The sequence below is a fragment of the Amycolatopsis sp. NPDC026612 genome, assembly GCF_040638285.1.
Taxonomy (GTDB): Bacteria; Actinomycetota; Actinomycetes; order Mycobacteriales; family Pseudonocardiaceae; genus Amycolatopsis.
Genome location: NZ_JBEZYB010000015.1, coordinates 17,225 through 38,189 on the forward strand (window position 1 = coordinate 17,225; position 20,965 = coordinate 38,189).

A 20,965-nucleotide genomic window follows, 5' to 3' on the forward strand; every position below is an offset into this window, starting at 1 on the left:
ATGTGCCTCGGCATACCGGGCGAGATCATCGAAATCAGTGAGGATCGGCCGGACCTCGCGAAGGTCTCGGTCAGCGGCGTCAAGCGGCTCATCAACATCGGCCTGCTCGAAGACGACCCGCCGAAGCCCGGCGAGTGGATCCTCATCCACGTCGGCTTCGCACTGTCCAAAATAGACGAAGCGGAGGCGGCAGCGGCGCTGGACTTCCTCGAAAGCATCGGGAAGGCGTACGAGGACGAGATGGCCGCACTGCTGCAATCGCAGATCGAGTAGAGGAGTCGTCATGCGTTTCGTCGACGAGTTCCGCGACGCGGAGAAGGCGCGGGCGCTGTCCGCGAAGATCACGTCGTTGTGCGAGCCGGGCCGCCACTACAAGTTCATGGAGGTCTGCGGCGGGCACACGCACACGATCTACAAGCACGGCCTCGAGGACTACCTGCCCGAGAGCATCACGCTGGTGCACGGGCCGGGCTGCCCGGTGTGCGTGATCCCGATGGGCCGCATCGACGACGCCATCCACATCGCCCGGCAGCCCGGCGTGCTCATGACGTCGTTCGGCGACATGATGCGCGTGCCCGGCTCCGGCGGGAACTTCTTCGACTCCAACGCCGAGGGCACCAACATCCGCATGGTGTATTCGCCGCTGGACTCGCTGAAGATCGCGCGGCAGAACCCGGACCTGCGCGTGGTGTTCATGGCGATCGGGTTCGAGACGACCACGCCGTCCACCGCGATGACGCTGCTGCGCGCGGCTTCCGAAGGCATCGAGAACTTCTCCGTGTTCGCCAACCACGTCACGATCATCCCGGCGATCAAGGCCATCCTCGACTCCCCCGACCTGCGGCTCGACGGCTTCATCGGGCCGGGACACGTCTCCACGGTGATCGGCTGCCGGCCGTACGAGTTCATCGCGCGCGACTACGGCAAGCCCGTCGTCGTCGCCGGGTTCGAGCCCCTGGACATCCTGCAGTCGATCTACCTGCTGATGGTCCAGCTCTCCGAGAAGCGGGCCGAGGTCGAGAACCAGTACTCCCGGGTCGTGCCGTGGAACGGCAATCTCGTCGCGCTGAAGGCCATCAACGAGGTGATGCAGCTGCGACCGTACTTCGAGTGGCGTGGCCTCGGGTTCATCACGCACTCGGCGATGGCGATCCGCGAGAAGTACGCGAAGTTCGACGCCGAACGGATCTTCGAGATCCCCGGCGTGCGCGTCGCCGACCCGAAGGCGTGCCAGTGCGGCGAGGTGCTCAAGGGCGTGCTGAAGCCGTGGGAGTGCAAGGTGTTCGGCACGGCGTGCACCCCGGAGACACCGATCGGGACGTGCATGGTCTCGCCCGAAGGCGCCTGCGCGGCGTACTACAACTTCGGCCGGTTCAGCCGCCAGCGCGTCCGGGAGGCGAGCCGCGCATGACGACCACCGAGCGCGAGCAGCAGGTCCTCGACCGCATCGAGCGGGCCCGGCGCCGGCGGGCGAAGGTGCGTGAAGAGCGCATCACGCTGTCGCACGGCGCGGGCGGCAAGTCGACACACACGCTCATCGAGGCCGTGTTCCTCGACGCGTTCCGCAACCCGCTGCTCGAGCCGCTGGAAGACGCGGCGTCGCTCACCATCGGCGACGCCCGCCTGGCTCTGACGACGGACTCCTACGTGGTCTCGCCGCTGTTCTTCCCCGGCGGGAACATCGGCGACCTGGCGGTCAACGGCACGGTGAACGACCTCGCCGTCTCCGGCGCGCGGCCGCTGTACCTGACCGCCGGGTTCATCCTCGAGGAGGGCTTTCCCGTCGAGGACCTGCTGAAGATCGTCGGGTCGATGAAGGCGGCCGCCGAAGCGGCCGGCGTCCAGATCGTCACCGGCGACACGAAGGTCGTGCAGCGCGGCAAGGCCGACGGCGTCTACATCAACACCGCCGGGGTCGGGGTCCTCACCCGCACCGGGCTCGGCGTCGCCACCGTGAAACCCGGAGACGCCGTCCTCGTCTCCGGGGCGATCGGCGACCACGGCGTCACGATCATGCTGGCCCGCGGCGAGCTGGACATCGACGCCGACCTCGAGTCCGACACCGCACCGGTGCACGACCTGGTGGCTGGGCTGCTGGCCGCGGTGCCCGGCGTGCGCGCGATGCGCGACGCGACCCGCGGCGGCGTCGCGACGATCCTCAACGAGATCGCGAAGGCCGCGGAGGTCGCCGTGGTCGTCGACGAGAAGGCCGTCCCGGTCCGCGACGAGGTCCGCGGCGCGTCGGAACTGCTGGGCATCGACCCGCTGTACGTCGCCTGCGAAGGCCGGATCGTGGTCGTCGTCGACGGCTCGCAGGTCGACGCCGCACTGGCCGCGTTGCGCGCGCACCCGCTCGGCGCGGACGCCGCGGTGATCGGGCGCATCGCCGAAGACCCGCCGGGGATCGTGCTGCTGAACACCGCGTTCGGCGGCACCCGGATCGTGGACCTGCTGGTCGGGGACCCGCTGCCGAGGATCTGCTAGTGCACGAAATGGCGATCACGCAGTCGGTCGTCGACGCGATCGTCGCCAAGCTGGGCGACGCGACGGTGACGAGCGTGCGGCTGGAGATCGGCCGGCTGTCCGGCGTGGTGCCGGACAGCGTCCGGTTCTGCTTCGACGTCCTCTGCACGGGGACGTCCCTCGAAGGCGCCCGGCTGGACATCGCCGAGCCGTCCGGGCGGGCGCGCTGCCGCGACTGCGGCGCCGAGTTCACCCTCGACGATTTCATCCTGCTGTGTCCCTGCGGCAGCGCCGACGTCGCGGTGCTCGCCGGGCGCGAACTGCGCATCACCTCGGTGGAGGTCAGCCATGTGTGACACCTGCGGTTGCTCGGACGCGGACGTCCGGATCACCGACCACGCCCGGACGGTGGTCATGGAACAGGACATCCTGGCGAAGAACGACGAACTCGCGGCGCACAACCGCGCGCACCTGCGCGAGGGGGGTGTCTTCGCGATCAACCTGATGAGCTCGCCCGGCGCCGGGAAGACGACGCTGCTGGAGCGGACCATCCGGGACCTCGACGGGCCCTGCGCGGTGATCGAGGGCGACCAGGAGACGCTGCTCGACGCCGAGCGGATCAAGGCCACCGGCGCGCCGGTGGTGCAGATCAACACCGGCGCCGGCTGTCACCTGGACGCGGCCATGCTGCACCGGGCACTGCATTCGCTGTCGCCCGCGCCCGGCTCGACGCTGTTCATCGAGAACGTCGGCAACCTGGTCTGCCCGGCGTTGTTCGACCTCGGCGAGGCGGCGCGGGTCGTGGTCCTGTCGGTGACCGAGGGGCCGGGGAAGCCGCTGAAGTACCCGCACATGTTCGCGGCGACGGACCTCGTGCTGCTGAACAAGGTCGACCTGCTGCCCTACGTCGACTTCGACGTTTCCGAGTTCGAGCGGGACGTCCGCCGGGTGAACCCGTCGGCGGCGCTGTTCCAGGTCAGCGCGACCCGCGGCGACGGCCTCACCGAGTGGTACGACTGGCTACGGCGACCTGACCGAAGCTGATCCCGCCGTCGTTCGTCGGCACGTTCCGGTGGGTCAGGACGCGAAAGCCGTGCTGCTCCAGGCCTTCCACGGTCCGGTCGAGCAGCAGGACGTTCTGGAAGACCCCGCCCGACAGCGCGACCGTGGTGCTGTGGTCCCTCAGCCGGTCGCAGGTGTCCGCGATCGCCGCGGCGACCCCGTTGTGGAACCGGGCGGCTCGCTTCGCCTTCGTGGCGGTGTCGTCCAGGAGCGCGGCGATGAGGTCCTCGCCGTGGACGACGTCGTCGACGCGGGCCCGGTAGGCGGACCGTTCGGTGGGATCGGCCAGCTGTTCCAGCTCGATGGCGGCCTGGCCTTCGTAGGTGATGGTGTCCCGGACACCGAGCAACGCGGCCGCGGCGTCGAAGAGCCGTCCGGCGCTGGACGTCAGGGGTGAGTTGAGGCCGCTGCGTTTCAGCTTCACGATGGTTTCGTCGGCGGGCCGCCCGAGTTCGTCCACATAGGACGCGCCCATCCGCCACGGCTGCTTGATGGCCATGGCGCCGCCGGGCATGGCGACCGGCCGCAGGTGGCTCAGCCGCTGATAGCTCGTCAGGTCGGCGAGGAGGAACTCGCCGCCCCAGATGGTGCCGTCGGGCCCGAAACCGGTGCCGTCGAAGGCGACGCCGAGGACCGGGCCGTCCTCGCCGTTGTCGGCCAGGCAAGCGGCGATGTGCGCGTGGTGGTGCTGCACCCCCAGCAGTTCGACGTCCTGTTCGAGCGCGTACTTCGTGGACAGGTACTCGGGGTGCAGGTCGTGCGCGACGAGCACCGGGTCGACGTCGAAGAGGTGCTTGAAGTGCTCGATCCCCTCGGTGAACGCCTTCAGCGTCTCGTAGTTCTCGAGGTCGCCGATGTGGTGCGAGACGAAGGCGTGGCGGCCCTTGGCGAGGCAGAACGTGTTCTTGAGCTCCGCGCCGCAGCCGAGGAGGTGCTTCTTCGTGTCGAGCCGGACCGGCTCGGGCGCGTAGCCGCGCGAACGCCGCTGAAGCTGCTTTCGCCCGCGGACGATGCGCACCACGGAGTCGTCGGTGCGAATGTGGATGGGCCGGTCGTGGGTGAGGAAGGCGTCGGCGATGTGCGCCAGCCGTCCGAGGTCTTCGTCGCGGTACACGATCGGCTCGTCGGAGACGTTCGCGCTGGTCAGCACGATCGGCCCGGTCTGTTCCAGCAGCAGGTGGTGCAGCGGGGTGTAGGGCAGCATGAGCCCGATCCGCCGGTTCCCGGGCGCGACGGCGGCCGCGAGGTCCGCCTTCTTCGGCAGCAGCACGATGGGCCGTCGCCTGCTGCCGAGTGCTTCTTCGGCCGCCGCGTCGACGTCGGCCAGCTCCCGGGCCTGCGCGAGGTCGGCGACCATGACGGCGAACGGCTTGTCCTCGCGGTGCTTGCGCTGCCGGAGCCGTCGCGCGGCTTCCTCGTGCCGGGCGCCGACGGCGAGGTGGTAGCCACCCAGCCCTTTCACGGCCACGATGGCGCCGTCGCGCAGGGCTTCGACGGTCGCCGGGAGCGGATCCCCGACACCGGGCTCGAACCGCAGCGTGGGCCCGCAGGCCGGACAGCAGACGGGCTGTGCGTGGAACCGCCGGTCGGCCGGGTCCTCGTACTCCCGCCGGCACCCGTCGCACATCGCGAAGGCGGCCATGGTGGTGAGCGGCCGGTCGTAGGGCACGCCCTGGACGATGGTGAACCGCGGGCCGCAGTTCGTGCAGTTCACGAAGGGGTACCGGAACCGCCGGTCCGCGGGATCCCCCAGTTCGCGAAGGCAGTCGTCACAGGTGGCGGAATCGGCGGAGACGAGCGTATCGGCGTCGCCACCCCGAGGACTTTCGACGATCCTGAACCCGGCCCCACCCGCGGCGGGAACCTCCCGCACCCGCACGGCATCGACCAGCGCCAAGGGCGGCGCTTCGGCCTCGAGCGCGGCGACGAAGCGGTCAACTCCCGACGGCGCCCCTTCGACCTCGGCGAAGACACCGTGCCCGTCGTTCCCGACGAACCCGCTGAGCCCGAGCCGCACCGCCAGCTGGTGGACGAAGGGCCGGAACCCCACGCCCTGCACCACCCCGACGACCCGGACCGCGACCCGCACCCGCCCAGTCTGCGCCCGAGTCACCCGGAGTCGCTACCGCAGGGGCCGGGCCCGCTGGCCGATCTCCGCGAACAGCTCGCCGACGCGTTCGTGCATCTCGGGGCCGCCGTCGCCGCCGGTCCAGTACCGGCGGACCACGCCGGCCAGCCGATAGCACTCGTCGACGGGCACGAGGAAGCAGTCCGTGCCGCGCTCACCCCCGCGGAACACGATCCCCTCGACGTCCGGCTCGGCCGTGGCCAGCAGCGGGTGCGCCGCGGCGAGCTCCGCCCAGAGGCCGGGGGGCAGGGTCGTCTCGGCCGCGCCGGCCGGTCCGGGCTGGAACGCGGTGACGCGGGTGCCGAAGTGGACGAAGAACGCGAAGCGGGCCGGGATCCCGAGCCCGCGCCACCCGAGGCGGGCGAGCGGGCGCCGGGGGTCCCACAGGTAGCGCTCCGGTACCGCCCGGTACCGCACTTCTCCCGTCGGGCACCGGGTGAACAGCAGGAAGCACGCACGGCACGAGCACAGCAGGCCACGGCGGCCGGTGTCGACCACGTGGCCGTGCCGCGCGGCCACCGGTGTCCCGCACAGCTCACACCGCTCCTGCCGCGCCGAGCGGCGGTCCCGGACGAACGCGAGATGCGTGGATCCGGGGTGGACACTCATGACGCTCTCCCTTCCGCTGCGGCGCCGGGTGGTCCCATCCCGATCTGGTACAGCGCCGGGACGGCTTCGGCGACGATCTCGACGCCGGTGATCTCCGGAGCGGCGTCCCGGACGGCGGCTTCGACCGTCGCCCGAGCCGTGCGCGCCGCGGACGAGCAGCCACGGCTCGCGCCCAGGCTCAGCCGGACCACGCCGTCGTCGGTGTCCAGGTACCCGACCGCACCCACCTGCGGGCGGATCCGGTCCAGAGCCCGCAGGATCCGCGCCTGCGCGTCGAGGGGGTGCAGGTCGTGGAGCATCAGCAGGCTTGCGACGACTTCGTCGGCGGCGATCGCCCCCACCGACGCCGGGGCGTGCTCGCGCAGGGTGCCGACGATCCGGGTCAGGCCTTCGCCGTGCAGGTCCGTCAGCTGCCGGACGATCTCTTCGGCGGGCCGCCGGTTCGGCCCGGCGAGCAGAGCGTCCAGAAGTGTCTCGAGGCGTTCTCCGGGGCTCGGGACAGCGGGGTCGCCGGGCACGCTCACCGGTCCGCCGCCGTCCGGATCTCGCGCAGGATGCGGATCGCGGACCCGGACACGCTGCTCGCCGCCGTCGGGCCGCCGGTGGCGGCCGGGTCCTCCATGAACGGCATGAACTTGTCCGGGAAGCCCGGCATCGTGCAGCCGATGCAGATGCCCCCGACGTTCGGGCACCCGCCGACGCCGTTGATCCAGCCCCGCTTGGGCACGTTGCACTTGACCACCTGGCCCCAGCAGCCCAGCTTGACCAGGCACTTGGGCGAACCGTGCTGATCGGCGAACTCGTCCTGCTCGTAGTACCCGGCCCGATCGCACCCTTCGTGGACGGTGTTGGAGAACAGCCACTTCGGACGCAAGGCCTCGTCGACGTCGATCTCCGGTGCCTGCCCGGCCACCTGGAACAGCAGGTGCAGGATGGTCTCCGAGAGGTTGTCCGGCTGGACCGGGCACCCCGGCACGCACACGATGGGCAGCCCGGCCCACGACCGCCAGTCCCGGCCCAGGTACTCGGGCACGCCCATCGCTCCGGTGGGGTTGCCGGCCATGGCGTGCACGCCGCCGTAGCTCGCGCAGGTGCCGACGGCCAGGATCGCCATCGCCTTGGGGGCCAGCCGGTCGAGCCACTCGCTCGCCGTCACGGGCTGGCCGGTCGCGGGGTCGGTGCCGAACCCGCACCAGTAGCCCTCGGCCTTGTTCGTCTCGTCGGCGATCGAACCCTCGACGATCAGGATGAACGGCTCGAGCTCGCCACGGTCCGCGCGGTGCCACCATTCGATGAAGCTGTCGGAACCCCCGTCGGGTCCGCTGTGGAAATCGAGGAACGGCCAGTGCATGGCCACCTCGGGCAGCCCGGGGAGACCGCCGAGAACGATCTCTTCGATACTGGGCTGAGTGGCCGCGGTCAGCGCGACCGATTCTCCGTCACAGCTCAGCCCGCCATTCATCCACAGAATATGGACAGTCGGTGGATTGTTCCCGGAGTCGGCCGCCGGGCCGTTGCCGGTCTGCGGGGCCCTGACCATCGATGACACCTTCCCTGCGGCCGCCGGCCGCGCGCGAGGTCGGCAGTTCCTCCTCGGAGACGGGCCGTCCCCCGGGATGACCGGCCCGAAGGACGCCTACCGTAGACCCGTCCGGCAGCAGCGGCAAGACTGACGTGCCGGCGTCCCGGACACAGCTGCGCCCGGCCGGCGGACAATACGGGCCGCCGGCACTTCCGCGTTCGGAGGGCAGCCGGAAATCGCGCGGACGACTACACTGGCCTCCCAGCGGAAGGGGTATTGATCGTGATGGAATCGGCGGGCCGGTCAGCCGGCAATTCGATCGAGGTCGTCCCGGTCGAAATCATCACGAAGATCTTTCCTGCCCGCCCGTCCGCCGTTCCGGGAATCCGGGAATTCGTCCAGGAGTGCCTCGCGGGTGCGCCGCTCGCCGAAGCCGAAGAGCGCGACGTGGGCAACACGATCCTCCGGGCCCTGCTGACCGCGGCCGGCCCGGCCGGCGTGCTCGAGGTCTCCTGCCGGAGATATCCCCAGCGCGTCGAGTTCGACGTGCTCCCGTCCCGCGACAAAGCGCCGCCCCCGGTGCCGCCGCAGCCGGCCGGACCGGACGCGTCCGCCGCCAGCTTCGCCGAGTGGCTGGCCGAAGCACTGCGCAGCCGCGGGATCACGAAGGAGACCGCTGCCGAAGAACTGGAGGTGTCCCCGAAAACGATGAACCGCTGGCTCGGCGGCCAGACCGAGCCCCGGCTACGCGATCTGCGCCGCATCGAAGACCGCTTCGGCGACGTCCGGTTGCACTGACGGACAGATGTGTCCGGCCGGACAGCTGACTCGCGGCTTTGCCGGAACCCGGCCCTACCGGGGCCGGCTCTTCCCCAGCTCCACACCCTGCTCGCTAGCGCCGGGCCGGGTGCGCCCCACCGGCGGGCCGTTCCCGCATGGCCAGCTCGATGGTGCAGCCGGCCGTGTCGGAGCTGACGTCGAGCCACTCGCAGATCTGGTCGGTCATCCACAACGTGGTGCCGGGACGGGCAGCAGCCCGGGGCCCGTAGAACGCCGGGCCGTCGACGGGCCGTTCGCTGTGCAGCGTGCACACCACCCGGCCCGCCGCCGGCCGCACCCACACGGCTGCCCGTTCGATGCCGTGCTCGAGCAGGTAGACCATGGCCTCGCCGACGGCGATGCCGAACAGCGTCGCGGTGTCCTCGGACCGCAGCAGGGCGCTCGCCCGCTCCAGCACGTAGCGCCGCACGGCGACCAGGTCGCCCTCGAAGCGGAAGAGGTCCTCGGCGGTGCGCGACGGCGTGGCCACCACGGGTCCGGCCGCCTCCTCGGGGGCCCTGAACTGCGCGGACGGCCGGATGTCGCCGTCCACGACGTACTCGGGATGCGTGCGGCGCGCCACCTCGGCCACCCCGGGACCGGTGGTCCTGGTGTCGTAGGGACAGATCATCCAGATCCGGGTACCCGTCAGCGCCACGTTGAACTCCGCCTCGGCCAGCTGCCAGGCGGCTTCGTCGCCGGAGCCGCCGGCCCGGGCAGATTCGGCGAGGATGCGGACCGCGCCGGTCGGCGCGGTGGTCCGGTGGCGGTCCCAGTAGCGGTGCAGCGCGCCGGCCAGCTGCGAGGGCCGCCGGCCGAAGTAGTCCGACTCCGCGAAGGCGATCCGGTCGGCCTTCGCGCCCATCACCTCGTGCAGCAGTTCGAGGTTGGCCGCCGTCGTGGTGACCAGCACCGGCTCACCCCGGCACAGCCCGTCCTCCGCGAACGGAACGGCCATCGCGAGGAACTCGGCGTCGCTGCCGTAGAGGCAGCCCTGGTGCCGGAAGACCGGCTTCACCGCTCTTTCCGGGGCGGCAACAGCTACTGGGGTGTTACGCACACCGAGCCTCCTGAGGATTTCTTCACCGGTTGTCCATTCGATCGCGTTTCCGCAGGGAACGCGTGCAGACCGCTGGGAGCGTACCCGCAAAAGCTCGGCTCAGCTATCACGCGATGAATCTATTGCACCCGTTCGGAGCATTTGCCACCCCCTGCCCCGCGGCAGACACAACCGTCACCGCAAGGACTGGTCAGGGCCAGCCGAAACCCGTGTGCCACAGGGATCTCGGGCCAGATGTGTCCGGCCCGCCAGCGTGGCCGACAGTACTGTCCGAACCTCGACGAAAGTGGCCGGGAACAATCTCGCGCCCCCGGCGAGGAAACAATTAGTCACCATTCCGGACGGGGTATGCGGATTGCCGGAAAGTCAGCGCCGCCGGGCGGTGGAACCGGCGAAAACGATCGTCGCAGCGGACGGCCGGAAACCCGGCGGATTCCTCGGGGCAGCTGGAGGCGCCCGTGGCTTTCTTGCTACCGCTCAGGCAAGCCGGAGCCGATGGAGTCCATCGCGCGGTCGAGCAGCCGGCCCAGGGCCGCCTTCGCCGCGTACGAAAAGCAGCTGCGGCCCTCTGTCGCGGACAACCAGGCGAAGGGCCGGCAAACCGCAGCGATGCTCGGCGGCGCGACCTGACCAGCACAGTCCCGACCCGGCCGGCTCGTCGGTAGAGTTCCCGGCGATGACCACGGGTGACGACGACCACAGCGAGGGCGATCCGGAGTTCGGCGCGCGGGTCGCGGCGTTCGACGACGCGGTGACCCGGAGCACGGAAGGCTCGCGCGAAGCCCTCGCCGAGGTCGTCGAACTCGGCGGGGTGCTGGTGGAGAGGTTCGCCGAAGAAGGCGACTCGACCGCTTTCGCGCACGTGCGCTACCTCCAGGGTCTTGCGCACCTCGACCTCTTCGAGCACGCGGCGGCCGCGGAAGGGCCGGTCGGCGACCACCACCGCGAGCAGGCCATCACCGCGTTCCGGGAGGTCCGGGCGCTGCCCGTCGACGAGGCCGTCGGCTCGGACGCCGCACTGCGCCTGGGCCTGCTCGCGTCCCACCGCATCCTGCAGAACGGCGCGTGGTCGTCGTCCGAGCTGGACGACGCGCTCGAGGCGCTGGCCACCGGAAGCCCCGCCGCCGCGGCGTCGGGGCCGGACCTCGAGCGGCTGACGTCCTTCCGGCACGGCCTGCTGCGGGCGGCCCGCTACCTGGGTGCCGGCGGTGACGCCGAGGACCACGCCGAAGCGGTGCGGGAGCTCACGGCGATCACGGAGGATCCGGCGGCCGCGACGAACGCGAAGGACGTCGCCCGGCTGTTCCTCGCCCAGCTCGCGCTGGGCGCCGCGCTCCCGCGGGAGCTGCGCACCGGGCCGGCGGGCGTCAGCCCCGAAGCCGTCGAGGCCGCCCGGTCCGACGGCGTGCACGCGGCGGTCGGTGAGCGGCTCGGCGTGGCGCTGGCGCACCTGGACGCGGTGTCGCCCGAAACGACGGCGGGACCGATGGCGACGCTCATCGGCGGGATGCGCGCGATGGCCAAGTTCAGCGGGGCTTCCGCCACCGTGACCGCCGACGAGGTCCGGGCGGCGACCGAGTTCCTGGCGGAAGCGCAGCAGGACGAAGCGCCCGATTCGGCGAGCTCGGCTCTGCTGTCGGCGACCGGCGCCGCCCTCGACGTCGTGCGCGACCGGCTGACCGGCGCGGACCCGGCGCCGGTCACCCCCGTCGACGAAATGCTCGACGCCCTCGGCCGGCTCACCGGGCACCCGGTGGCCCCGATGCTCCGGGACCTGATCGGCGAAATCGCGCCGGTGCAGTCGCGGGAGTCGTTGTCGTCCGGGGAGGACCTGGAGTCGACCATCGCGCGGCTGGAACGGGTGCTGGCCGAGCTGCCCGACCACCCGGCCCGGACACGCAATCTCTGCTCCCTCGCGGTCGCGGGGGTCCACCACGCCGTGCGGGAAAAGTCCATGACCGGCCTGCACCGCGTCCGGGACGTGCTGGAGCGGGCCAGGGACCGGCCGGCGGCCTCGCCGTCCGATGCGGGCGTGCTGTCCCTGATCTCGGCCTGGGTCGAAGCGGTGCAGGCCATCTCCGCCCACGACACCGCGCTGATGAACAGCGCCATCGCCCGCGTCCAGCAGGCCTCGGCCCAGCTGCCTCCGGACCACGAACTGCATCCCCTGCTGGCCCCGCAGATCGGCGCCCTGCTCGCGCAGCGCTACCTCATCACGCGCGATCTCGGCGACCTGGAGGCCCTGCAGCTCTTCGCGGGCGAAGCGGGACCGGAGGGCTCCCCGGCGGGTGACGTACCCCCGGCGACGGCCTGGATGGCGCGCATCACGAGCATCGTCGGCGCGCTCGCCGGCCAAACCGGCCTGACCGCCGGGAAGCTCGACGAGCTGCTGGACGAGCTCGACGAGGTCGTGGAGTCGATTCCGGCGGACCAGTGGCGGGTCTACGACTGGAGCCGGCTGCGGCCGGTCTTGACGATGGTGCGCAGCTCCCTGACGGGCAAGGAGCCCGGCTTCCCCACAAGAGGCCCGGCCCTGGACGCGTTCCGGGCCGCGGCCGACGCCGTCGGAGCCCCGGGCGACGAGAGCCTGTTCGGCTCGCGGTCCGAGGCGGCCATGGCCCACCTCGGCGTCGGCATCGCCGAACGGGACGAAACCCGGATCAGCGCGGCGATCGCGTTGCTGACCGAAGAGTGCCGGCAGCCCTCGGAGTTCCTCGGGGAACGGCTCATGCACCTCGGGTCGCTCGGTTTCGCCCTGCGGGTCCGGTACGCCTACTGGCGGCGGCCGCGGGACATCGACGACTCGATCGTCTGGCTCGAAGAAGGCCGGCTGCTCGCCCTCGGCGAACCGGGGCTGAGCGACACCGCCGCGCTGTACAACACGCTCGGCGAGAGCTACCACGCCCGCGGGGACCGCGCGCGCCGCGACCACGTCCGCGCCGTCGAAGCCGGCCTCGACGGGCTGCGCGCGCGGATGCAGGACGTGCTGGTCCAGACCACTACGGCGCACGCGCTCAACACCGCCCTGCGCGCCGAGGGCGAAGCCGTCGCGGTCGCCCGCTGGTGCCTCGCCGCGGGCGACGTCCCGGCCGCGGCCCACGCCCTCGAACTGGGGCGGGCCATGGTGCTGCACTCGGCGACCGTCGAGGCCGACACGGCCGCGCTGCTGCGGGAGGCCGGTCACCCGGAGCTGGCCGAGCGCTGGGCGGCCCAGCCGGGCGAGGATTCCGCCGCCGCCGCGTTCGCCGGCCCGGTGGCGGCCATGAGCGTCCCCGACACCTTGCGCCGCGAAGTGCTGCAGGCCGTCGAAGGCACCGAAACCGAGCGCCGCCTGCTGGCCCCGCCCACCGTCGCGGACATCTCCGCCGCACTCCGCGGCGTCGGCGCCGCCGCGCTGGTCTACCTCGTCCCGAGGGACGCGGGTACCGGCTACGCCGTGATCGTGCCGGACCGGGGGCCGGCCCGCGAACTCGCGCTGCCGCACCTCGCCGTCACCCGCAACGGGCCGGTCGAGCAGTTCGAACGCGCGCAACGGGCCCTGCAGCGGTTCGACCGCACCGACGTCACCGGGGAGCGCGCCCGGCGCCGGTGGGACGACGCCGCGGGCGAGCTCGCCGGGTGGGCGTGGCGGGCGGCGATCGGGCCGATCCTCGACGCCGTTCCCCCGTCCGGACGCCGGGGCGTGCTGCGCCTGATCCTCGCCCCGGTGGGACGGCTGGGCGGGGTGCCCTGGCACGCGGCGCGGCGTGCGGCCGGCGACGGTGTCCGCTACGCCTGCCAGGACGCGATCATCACCTACGCCGCGTCCGCGCGGCAATTCGTCGACGCGTGCCGGCGGGGACCGCGCCGCTGGTCCGAGGCGCCCGCGCTCGTCGCCGCGGCCGACGACCTGGAGTGGAGCCGGCAGGAAGTCCGGGAGCTGCGGAACTTCTACCCGGACGCCGACTTCGGCGACGGCGAGCCGCCCACTCCCGCCCAGGTGCTCGACCGGCTTCCGCGGGCCGGCTCCGCCGGCGCGTCGCTGCTGCACCTGAGCTGCCACGCCCGCCGGACCGACCCGCCGATCGACTCCTACCTCCAGCTCGCCGGCGGCGCGCAGCTGTCCGTGCGCCGGATCCTGCGCCAGGCGGCCGCCCGCCCGCCCGGCCGGCCCGGGGCCCTCGTCGTCCTCGCCGCCTGCGCGAGCGACCTGACGGGCAGTTCCCCGGACGAGGCGCTGACACTGGCGACCGCGTTCCTCGCCGGCGGCGCGGGGGGCGTGGTCGGGACCCGGTGGCCGGTCGAAGACCGCCGGACCGCGCTGTTCATGGTGGTGTTCCACCACTACCTCAACTCGGGCTACCCCGAGCCGTCCACCGCGTTGCGCGCGGCGCAGCTGTGGATGCTGGACCCGGGCCGGCGGCTGCCCCGGCGGATCACCGGGCTGCCGTCCGGTGAGGAGCGGCGGCCCGGCCATGAAACGATCGGCGCCTGGGCCGCGTTCACATACCAGGGCCTGTGACCGGAAAGGTGGCGGAATGCCGGTGGAGACGACGTTCGGGATCGACCTCGGCACCACGCATTCGTGCATCGCGTCGGTGGACGAAGCGGGGAAGGCCGTCGTCATCCGGAACTCCCTCGGCGACGAGACCACCCCGTCGGTGGTGTACTTCGAGCCCGGAAAGCGCGTCACGGTGGGAACTTCGGCGAAGCACGCGGCCGTGCTCACCCCGCACCTGGTCGCCCAGCTGACGAAACGGCTGATCGGCGTCAGCGACGTCGCCGGGACCTACCACGGCCAGACCTACTCGCCGGAGGAGGTCGGCGCGCTGGTCCTGCGGGAGCTGGTCCGGTCCGTGCAGGAGAACACCGGGCAGCGGGTCGAGGACGTCGTGATCACCGTCCCCGCGTACTTCGGGGTGGCGCAGAAGGAAGCGACCCGGCAGGCCGGCAAGATCGCCGGGCTGCGGGTGCTCGACGTCCTGCCCGAGCCGGTCGCCGCCGCGCTGCACTACCAGACCCTGCACACCGGCACCGGCGTCCGCCACCTGCTGGTCTGCGACCTCGGCGGCGGCACCTTCGACACTTCGGTCATCCGCCTCGACGGCGACGACGTGCGCACGGTGTGCACCGGCGGCGACGGCCGGCTCGGCGGGGCGGACTGGGACCAGCGCGTCCGCGCGCACCTGTTGTCCTGCTTCACCGACGAGCACCCGGACCTCGACCCCACCCAGGACGAGGCGTTCCTGCAGGACCTCGCGACCACCGCCGAAAAACTGAAGAAGGACCTGAGCAGCGCCGAAGCCCGCCGGGCGGCGCTGCGGTTCGGGGGCGCGGTCACCCGCGTCGAACTGACCCGGGCGAAGCTGGAGGAGCTCACCGCCGACCTGCTGGACCGCGTCGTGGACGTCACCGAGCAGACCGTCGCCACCGCGAAGGCCCACGGGGTGACGACGTTCGACGACGTCATCCTGGTCGGCGGCATGGCGAAGATGCCGGCGGTGGCGGACCGGCTCGAGCGGAGACTGGGCCTGCGCGGCCGGCTGCACGAGCCCGAGGTCGCGGTCGCGAAGGGCGCGGCCCTCTACGCCGTGCTGCGCCGGGTCCAGGACGGCGTGACCGCGCACCGCGTCGCCGACCAGCTCGGGCTGAGCACCGACCAGGTGGAGAGCCTGGCCACGAAGAAGGTGACGGGCGTGGTGCCGAAGGCGTTCGGCGTGATGGCGGTCGACGCGAGCGACCCGCGTGCCCTCACCGACCCGCTGCGGGCGCGCAAGATGATCGCGCACCTGTTGCCGGCCAACACCCCGCTGCCCGCGGACTCGGGCCCGTACCCGTTCGCGGTGGCGGTCGACAAGCAGCGGATGGTCGAGATCGAAGTCTGGGAACAGACCGGCGAGTTCGAGTCGGAGGAACTGTCGGAGAACGTCCGCATCGGCCGCGGCCGCCTGCGCAACCTCCCGCCCCGCCCGGCGGGCTCCCCGTTCGAGGTGACGTTCTTCATGTCGGAGACGGGAACCCTGACGGTGCACGCGGTCGAGCCGACCTCGGGCGCCGAGGTCCGCTTCGACCTCCAGATCGGCGGCATGGACGCGGCCGCGGTCCAGAAGGCCCGCACGGACATCGCGCGGCACGAGGTCCAGGGCTAGGCGGTCACCAGAAGGATTCGAGCTTGCCGTCCCCGCCGTGTTCCGGCCAGCGCAGGACCATGTCGACCTTGGCTCGCCGATCGAGGTAGTCGGACAGCTTCGCCCCCTTGTGCCGGTCGTCGGCGGTGGACTTCGGCATCGGAAAGCCGACCGCGCGGTAGAGTGCGGGCCGGTTCGTCAGGACCGCCACCTCGAGCACCTCGCAATAGTCGGCGGAAGCCCGGCAGATCTCCCGGTAGGCCCAGTGCGCGGCCAGCACGCAGACGGCCACCCAGCCCGCCTTGGCCGCCGTGCCGGGCAGGAAGAACGCCCAGGCCGCAGTCAGCAGGAACCACTCCCAAGCGTGCACCCGGCGAAGAACCGCCCCCGAGAGCGCCTCCAACTCGGCTCGCTTCTCCGTCGGCATGACCGCCAGCAACAACCACTGGCAGCTGTCCACACGCAGGCCGTGCCGCAGCCGGATCCGGTGCTGCACGGCCGCGAAGACATTGGCCAGCCGCGTCGACTCGAGCGGAACGTCGTCCAGCTGGGCGAGCGCGGCGAAGGCCTTGCCGTGGGGAACACCTTGCGGGTACCAGCGGACGCGATTCGGCCGTCCACCCTTGGCCAGATCGGCGTGGTGGGTCCGCGCGATCCGCTGGAACTTCCCACCCGGTCTTCGCCACCACCAACCCCGGCCGCACAGCAGCCCGAGCGTCCAGCGCGGGAAGGAGAGGATGACCGCCGAGACGAGGAGCACGCCACCGAAGAACAGCAAACCGGGCAGCAGCGCCGAGGACCAGTGTCCGGAAAGGACACCACACAGGTCGCGGCCACCGCTCGGGCAGGCCGGCATCGGCTGGGGGTGGCACCGCCAGAAGATCACCAGTCCCACGATCCAGAACACCGTCGAAGCCAGGGAAACGGCCGCCAGCAGCCGGCCGGCGAACGGGCTGAGCAACTCCGTGAGGAACTTGGTCATCGGCCCTCCTGCGGCCTGCGCAAGCCGCGACCGCCCGGACCGGCGTCGCGATCGGTCGGGAGAACGAGCCGCCGCCGCGGATGCGCCGGTGTCGTCTTCTTCGGGCAGATGCCGTCGCCGAGCGGCGCGTCCGGGTAGCCCCGTTCCCGGTGCTCGCAGTGCTCGTGCGGGCACATCCAGACGGTCGTGGGCAAGGGAGACGGCGGCGGAAACGGAATCGGCAACATCAGCCCTCCGTTCCCCGCCGCGCGGCTTTGGTGAGGCCCGTGGCCATCGAGGCGATGCCCGTGCGGATCGACTTCTCGTCCGCGATCAGCCGGCGCTCGTCCCGCTGTCCCGGGCAGGCCAGTACCGACAACGCCGACGTCGCTCCCGTTCCGAGCCCGCGCACGATGATCCGGACGCCCGCCGCGCACAGTGCGCGGGCCAGCTCCTTCGCCCGCTCGGGGTTGCCCACGTCTCCGTCGCCGAAGACGCACAGCACCCGGTCGCCCGGCAACGGGGCCAGGTCACGGCCGGCCAGTTCGAGGGTGGGCACCAGGTCCGTCCCGCCGTGCGAGAACGCCTCGCCGAGGCGGTCGGTCAACGCCGCCCGGGACGCGCCCGGCGGCACGTACCCGGCGACGTCGTGGTGCCACAGCACCAGCCCGCAGTCGTACCGGGCCGCGAAGGCCTCGGCCAGGAACTGCTCGCCACCCGCGATCGCCTCCGTCAGCCGGGAACCCGCCATCGAGCCGCTGACGTCGAGGCACAGCAGCACCGTCGACCGGTACTTCGCCTGCAGCGCCGCGAAATGCGGTCCCGGCGGCGATTGCGTCAGCCCGGCGCCCTCGAACCGCTTGCGGACCCATTCGCTCATCGCGTCCTCTCCTCCCCGGCCGTCATTGCCGGACGGTGAGAGCGCCGAGGGAACCGGCCAGCCGCCGGGTCGACTCGGCGTCGACCACACCGTCGATGTACGCCTCGAGTTCGAGCACCCGGCCGCTTCCCGGGTCCTTCGCGGTGACGCCGAGCAGCCCGTCCTCGTCGACCCGCAGGGTGACTTCGATCCGGGAACCGGCCGCCAGCGGCGGCAGGCCGGTGAGCTCGCCGTCGAGCACGCGGCGGTTGTCGGCCACCTCGGCCGACGGCAAGCCGCCCGCCTGCTCGTAAACCTGCACGCGCACGGCGTCCTGCTGGTCGGCCACCGTGCAGAAGGCGGCCGTCGCCGTCGCCGGCAACGGCGAGTTGCGGTGCACCACGTGGACCACCGCCTGCCGCGTGCCGCTCGGGTCGTGGCTGTCCTCGACCAGGATGCCGAAGCTGCGCGGCACCACCGACCGCGTCGCGCGGCGGGTCCGGGCGTCGCCGGCCAGCTCGGCGGCCCGGATCGCCGCCCCGCGGACGACGGCGTGGTCGGGGTCCACGAGCCGGGGCCGCCGGCCCAGCCGGGCCTCGATCGCCGCCGCGACGGCCGGCATCCGGCTCGAGCCGCCGACCAGCACGACCTCGTGGACGCGGAGGACTCCCTTGTCCGCGGCGGCGGACAGCACCCGCTCGACGATCGCGAGCGTGCGCTCGACCAGGTCGGCGCCGAGCCGTTCCAGCGCCGCCCGGTCGAACGGCACCGTCACCCGCCGCCCCGCGCAGCACAGGGAAACCGGCCGGGCCGTCCGCTCGCTCAGGTCCTTCTTGACCTGCTCGGCGGTCGCGCGCACCTCGTGCGGGAAATCGTCGTCGTCGTACGGGTCGATGCCGGGCGCCGCCTTGGTGAAGCTTTCGACGAGGAAGTCCGCGATCCGGTCGTCCCAGTCGGCGCCGCCGAGCCGGCTGTCCCCGTCGGTCACCACGACCTGGGCGCCGTCCCGGCCGACGCGCAGCACCGTCGTGTCGAACGTGCCGCCGCCGAGGTCGTACACGAGCACGACACTGCCGGGCCGCGCGGTGACGCCGTAGTGCAGCGCGGCCGCGACCGGTTCGCTGAGCAGCTCCAGCACTTCGATCCCGGCCAGCCGCGCCGCTTGGAAGGTCGCTTCCCGTTCCCGCGCCCCGAAGTAGGCCGGGACCGTGACGACCGCCCGGACCGCTTCGCCCGCCCCGACGCCCAAGTGGCGGCGCGCGTCCTGGACCAGGCTCCGCAGGATCAGCGCCGACACGGACTCCGGCGTGTGCGCGACGTCGTGGAAGAGCAGCTCGAACTCCTCGCCCATCCGCCGTTTGACGAGCGCCACCGCGTTGTCCGGGTCGGCCGCCCCGGTGGTGCGGGCCGTGGCGCCGACGAGCGCCTCGGTGGCCGAGGCGAAGTACACCACCGACGGCGTCGCCGGTTCGCCCAGCAGGTTCGGCAGCACTTCCGGTTGCCCGTCCGCGCCCACCGCGGCGACGGCCGAGAACGTGGTGCCGAGGTCGATTCCGAGGATCACACCGGACTCCACCCCAGGTCGGTCCAGGCCTGGCGCAGCCGCCCGGCCCAGGACAGCACTTCCTGCCACCACTCGGGGAACGCGCCGGCGACGAGCAGGGCCGTCACGGCGAGCAGCGCCAGCACGACCACGATCAGCACCACGCGATAGGTCGCGTAGGCGGGCGGCAACGCCTTGAACGCCTTCATACCGCTTCCTCCGGTTCCTTGTCCGGTTCGCCGCGAGGCGAGGCGTCCGCCGGGTCGGCCCACAGCCGGAGCCCGGCGCCGGCCGAGAGCCACGCGAGCGGCGCGGCCGGCGACCGCGGGTCGCCGGCCCGCAGGTCGGCGAGGGAGGCGACCAGGAAGTAGCGGACCTCGCGGAAATCGCGTTCGGCCGCGAGGACGAGGTTGTCCAGGCCGGCCCGCTCCAGCCAGGCCCGGACGCGGTCCGGGGTGAGGTCGTCCGCCGGGGGAAGGCCGGCCAGCAGGTCCGCCTTGACCACCGTCACGGCGAGCCGCTGCCGGCGGGTGTCCACCCGGTAGTCCTGGAGGCGTTTCGCCGTCAGGTGGTAGACGTACTCGGGCGCCTCGGCGGCCGGGTTCGCCTCGGCCAGCACGGACGAGCCGCCGTCGAGCTGGTCGCGCACCCACGGCAGGGAGAACGGGTCCACCACGAACACCAGGCCCTGCGCGTGGTCGAGGAACTCGAGTTCGGTGTTGTCGTCGCGGTCGGCGTAGAACTCCCCCGCAGCGTCGAACAGGTGCAGCAGCGCGCGCCGCCGTCCGGCGGTGTACCGGACGGTGACCGCCGGCGGCAGCTCCCCCGCCGGCGTCTTCACCGTGTCGCCGCCGGCACCGAGGAGCGACACCGCGTTGTCGAACGTCTGACGGCTGTCTTCGTCGACGAACTCGATCTCCCCGCCGTCCGCGGCAACCCGGTCGCGCACCGCGAGCAGACCGGTGTAGACGAGCCGGGTCTTGCCCGCCGAAACCGGCCCGAACACCGGCAGCCGGACGTCGGTGACCAACGCCGCCCCGTCACGCAGGAGCTCGAGGCAGCGCGGGCAACGCGGCGGGATCTTCCGCGCGGCGCGCACGACCGACGTCGGGAGCACGTGCCCGCAGCCGCACCGCCGCCAGAGCCCGCCCAGCCGGCCCGGCCGGACGTCGCGGTGGATCTCCCCGCAGCCCGGGCAGGCGAACACCGGCAGCTGGGTGACGTGGTAGCACGCCGGGCAGCTCCCGCTCGCCCCGCGCGCCCGGCGGACGAGCTGGTCGGCCGTGCGCAGCAGGCCCGTCGGCACCGCCCACAGGGCCCACAGGACGAACAGCAGCGCCACCCCCACCCCGACGATCACCGCGGTGGCGGCCAGCGCGCCCGCGCTCACGGCGAGCCATCCGGGGGCGAGGACGAACGCCACCGCCGCCCGGCCGGGCCACGAGCGCCGGAAGACGTCGCCGATCCAGCGCCAGCCGTCCGAGAGGAGGGTGGCGTCGGACCGCCAGACCTGCCCGAGGTCGGCGTGCGCCTGCGCGCTGAAGTACGCGGGCCACGCGCGGTCCCGCGCGAACGGGCTGTTCCCCCGGGGCCGGCGCAGGCGGGTCGCGCCGGCGGTGACGCGGTCCGGGGTGACGGTCTCGGGCGGCGTCCGCCGGCCGGTGAGCGTCAGCAGGGCCGAGCCGCACGCCAGCAGCGCCCCCGCCGCGGCGGCCACGGGCAGCACGATCGACAGGGCGGGCAGGAAGAACCACAGCAGGCCGGCGACGAGCAGCCACACCACGAAGTACAACGCGATGATCGCCGCGACGAACCCGAGGATGTACGGCACC

General features: G+C 72.3%; 19 protein-coding genes. 9 read left to right on the forward strand and 10 right to left on the reverse strand.

Features of this window, described 5'->3' with window-relative positions; all coding sequences use genetic code 11:
* The 5 genes from AB0F15_RS16630 to hypB are packed head-to-tail and all read left to right on the forward strand — an operon-like array spanning position 1 to position 3,507.
* Positions 1-273, forward strand: a complete 273-nt coding sequence (locus AB0F15_RS16630) for a HypC/HybG/HupF family hydrogenase formation chaperone (protein ID WP_360270741.1) — start codon at positions 1-3, stop codon at positions 271-273.
* 10 nt (positions 274-283) lie between these two features.
* Positions 284-1,411 (forward strand): hydrogenase formation protein HypD, encoded by a 1,128-nt coding sequence (gene hypD, locus AB0F15_RS16635; RefSeq protein ID WP_360270743.1) that lies wholly within the window; start codon positions 284-286, stop codon positions 1,409-1,411.
* Entirely contained in the window at positions 1,408-2,484 is a 1,077-nt protein-coding gene (gene hypE, locus AB0F15_RS16640; protein WP_360270745.1) for a hydrogenase expression/formation protein HypE, read from the forward strand. The genes hypD and hypE overlap by 4 nt, the downstream gene beginning before the upstream one ends.
* Entirely contained in the window at positions 2,484-2,819 is a 336-nt protein-coding gene (locus AB0F15_RS16645; RefSeq protein ID WP_360270747.1) for a hydrogenase maturation nickel metallochaperone HypA, read from the forward strand. Before hypE ends, AB0F15_RS16645 begins: the two co-directional genes overlap by 1 nt.
* Entirely contained in the window at positions 2,812-3,507 is a 696-nt protein-coding gene (gene hypB, locus AB0F15_RS16650) for a hydrogenase nickel incorporation protein HypB (RefSeq protein WP_360270748.1), read from the forward strand. Before AB0F15_RS16645 ends, hypB begins: the two co-directional genes overlap by 8 nt.
* On the opposite strand, the gene hypF is transcribed toward hypB, so the two are convergent.
* From hypF to AB0F15_RS16670, 4 genes are read right to left on the reverse strand one after another with little or no spacing between them, the layout of a single operon-like run.
* Positions 3,464-5,614, reverse strand: a complete 2,151-nt coding sequence (gene hypF / locus AB0F15_RS16655) for a carbamoyltransferase HypF (RefSeq protein ID WP_360270750.1) — start codon at positions 5,612-5,614, stop codon at positions 3,464-3,466. The two genes, hypB and hypF, sit on opposite strands and share 44 nt — an antisense overlap.
* A gap of 33 nt (positions 5,615-5,647) precedes the next feature.
* A complete protein-coding gene (locus AB0F15_RS16660; protein WP_360270752.1) occupies positions 5,648-6,262 on the reverse strand; it encodes a DUF5947 family protein in 615 nt (204 codons plus the stop codon).
* Positions 6,259-6,786 (reverse strand): NifU family protein, encoded by a 528-nt coding sequence (locus tag AB0F15_RS16665; protein WP_360270754.1) that lies wholly within the window; start codon positions 6,784-6,786, stop codon positions 6,259-6,261. The genes AB0F15_RS16660 and AB0F15_RS16665 overlap by 4 nt, the downstream gene beginning before the upstream one ends.
* A complete protein-coding gene (locus tag AB0F15_RS16670; protein WP_360270755.1) occupies positions 6,783-7,802 on the reverse strand; it encodes a hydrogenase expression protein HypE in 1,020 nt (339 codons plus the stop codon). Before AB0F15_RS16670 ends, AB0F15_RS16665 begins: the two co-directional genes overlap by 4 nt.
* 267 nt (positions 7,803-8,069) lie before the next feature.
* Here AB0F15_RS16670 and AB0F15_RS16675 point away from each other — a divergent pair, with 267 nt between their 5' ends.
* Positions 8,070-8,582 (forward strand): helix-turn-helix transcriptional regulator, encoded by a 513-nt coding sequence (locus AB0F15_RS16675; RefSeq protein ID WP_360270892.1) that lies wholly within the window; start codon positions 8,070-8,072, stop codon positions 8,580-8,582.
* A gap of 94 nt (positions 8,583-8,676) precedes the next feature.
* Here the strand turns inward: AB0F15_RS16675 and AB0F15_RS16680 are convergent, their stop codons facing one another.
* Positions 8,677-9,621 (reverse strand): MEDS domain-containing protein, encoded by a 945-nt coding sequence (locus tag AB0F15_RS16680; RefSeq protein ID WP_360270757.1) that lies wholly within the window; start codon positions 9,619-9,621, stop codon positions 8,677-8,679.
* Between the two features lie 537 nt (positions 9,622-10,158).
* On the opposite strand from AB0F15_RS16680, the gene AB0F15_RS16685 reads away from it, so the two are divergent.
* Genes AB0F15_RS16685 through AB0F15_RS16695 form a run of 3 tightly spaced genes read left to right on the forward strand, consistent with a single transcriptional unit; the run spans position 10,159 to position 15,791 of the window.
* Positions 10,159-10,293 (forward strand): hypothetical protein, encoded by a 135-nt coding sequence (locus tag AB0F15_RS16685; RefSeq protein ID WP_360270759.1) that lies wholly within the window; start codon positions 10,159-10,161, stop codon positions 10,291-10,293.
* A 46-nt stretch (positions 10,294-10,339) separates the two neighbouring features.
* Positions 10,340-14,164, forward strand: coding sequence for a CHAT domain-containing protein (locus AB0F15_RS16690; RefSeq protein WP_360270761.1), 3,825 nt, complete (start codon positions 10,340-10,342; stop codon positions 14,162-14,164).
* 16 nt (positions 14,165-14,180) lie between these two features.
* Positions 14,181-15,791 (forward strand): Hsp70 family protein, encoded by a 1,611-nt coding sequence (locus tag AB0F15_RS16695; protein ID WP_360270762.1) that lies wholly within the window; start codon positions 14,181-14,183, stop codon positions 15,789-15,791.
* A 4-nt stretch (positions 15,792-15,795) separates the two neighbouring features.
* On the opposite strand, the gene AB0F15_RS16700 is transcribed toward AB0F15_RS16695, so the two are convergent.
* The 5 genes from AB0F15_RS16700 to AB0F15_RS16720 all read right to left on the reverse strand — a co-directional run bounded on the left by AB0F15_RS16700 (position 15,796) and on the right by AB0F15_RS16720 (position 20,964).
* Positions 15,796-16,752 (reverse strand): hypothetical protein, encoded by a 957-nt coding sequence (locus AB0F15_RS16700; RefSeq protein ID WP_360270763.1) that lies wholly within the window; start codon positions 16,750-16,752, stop codon positions 15,796-15,798.
* 226 nt (positions 16,753-16,978) lie between these two features.
* Positions 16,979-17,611 (reverse strand): vWA domain-containing protein, encoded by a 633-nt coding sequence (locus AB0F15_RS16705; RefSeq protein ID WP_360270765.1) that lies wholly within the window; start codon positions 17,609-17,611, stop codon positions 16,979-16,981.
* A gap of 22 nt (positions 17,612-17,633) precedes the next feature.
* A complete protein-coding gene (locus AB0F15_RS16710; protein ID WP_360270767.1) occupies positions 17,634-19,154 on the reverse strand; it encodes an Hsp70 family protein in 1,521 nt (506 codons plus the stop codon).
* Positions 19,151-19,342 (reverse strand): hypothetical protein, encoded by a 192-nt coding sequence (locus AB0F15_RS16715; RefSeq protein ID WP_360270768.1) that lies wholly within the window; start codon positions 19,340-19,342, stop codon positions 19,151-19,153. The genes AB0F15_RS16710 and AB0F15_RS16715 overlap by 4 nt, the downstream gene beginning before the upstream one ends.
* Complete coding sequence (locus AB0F15_RS16720; protein ID WP_360270770.1) at positions 19,339-20,964, reverse strand: hypothetical protein; 1,626 nt, start codon at positions 20,962-20,964, stop codon at positions 19,339-19,341. Before AB0F15_RS16720 ends, AB0F15_RS16715 begins: the two co-directional genes overlap by 4 nt.
* Position 20,965 lies beyond the last annotated feature (1 nt).

Bases quoted from the DNA above. Each gene is read 5' to 3' on its own strand.
- AB0F15_RS16630 (WP_360270741.1), top strand. From the start codon at position 1: ATGTGCCTCGGCATACCGGGCGAGATCATCGAAATCAGTGAGGATCGG.
- hypD (WP_360270743.1), top strand. From the start codon at position 284: ATGCGTTTCGTCGACGAGTTCCGCGACGCGGAGAAGGCGCGGGCGCTG.
- hypE (WP_360270745.1), top strand. From the start codon at position 1,408: ATGACGACCACCGAGCGCGAGCAGCAGGTCCTCGACCGCATCGAGCGG.
- hypB (WP_360270748.1), top strand. From the start codon at position 2,812: ATGTGTGACACCTGCGGTTGCTCGGACGCGGACGTCCGGATCACCGAC.
- AB0F15_RS16660 (WP_360270752.1), bottom strand. From the start codon at position 6,262: ATGAGTGTCCACCCCGGATCCACGCATCTCGCGTTCGTCCGGGACCGC.
- AB0F15_RS16670 (WP_360270755.1), bottom strand. From the start codon at position 7,802: ATGGTCAGGGCCCCGCAGACCGGCAACGGCCCGGCGGCCGACTCCGGG.
- AB0F15_RS16675 (WP_360270892.1), top strand. From the start codon at position 8,070: ATGGAATCGGCGGGCCGGTCAGCCGGCAATTCGATCGAGGTCGTCCCG.
- AB0F15_RS16685 (WP_360270759.1), top strand. From the start codon at position 10,159: ATGGAGTCCATCGCGCGGTCGAGCAGCCGGCCCAGGGCCGCCTTCGCC.
- AB0F15_RS16690 (WP_360270761.1), top strand. From the start codon at position 10,340: ATGACCACGGGTGACGACGACCACAGCGAGGGCGATCCGGAGTTCGGC.
- AB0F15_RS16695 (WP_360270762.1), top strand. From the start codon at position 14,181: ATGCCGGTGGAGACGACGTTCGGGATCGACCTCGGCACCACGCATTCG.
- AB0F15_RS16700 (WP_360270763.1), bottom strand. From the start codon at position 16,752: ATGACCAAGTTCCTCACGGAGTTGCTCAGCCCGTTCGCCGGCCGGCTG.
- AB0F15_RS16705 (WP_360270765.1), bottom strand. From the start codon at position 17,611: ATGAGCGAATGGGTCCGCAAGCGGTTCGAGGGCGCCGGGCTGACGCAA.
- AB0F15_RS16715 (WP_360270768.1), bottom strand. From the start codon at position 19,342: ATGAAGGCGTTCAAGGCGTTGCCGCCCGCCTACGCGACCTATCGCGTG.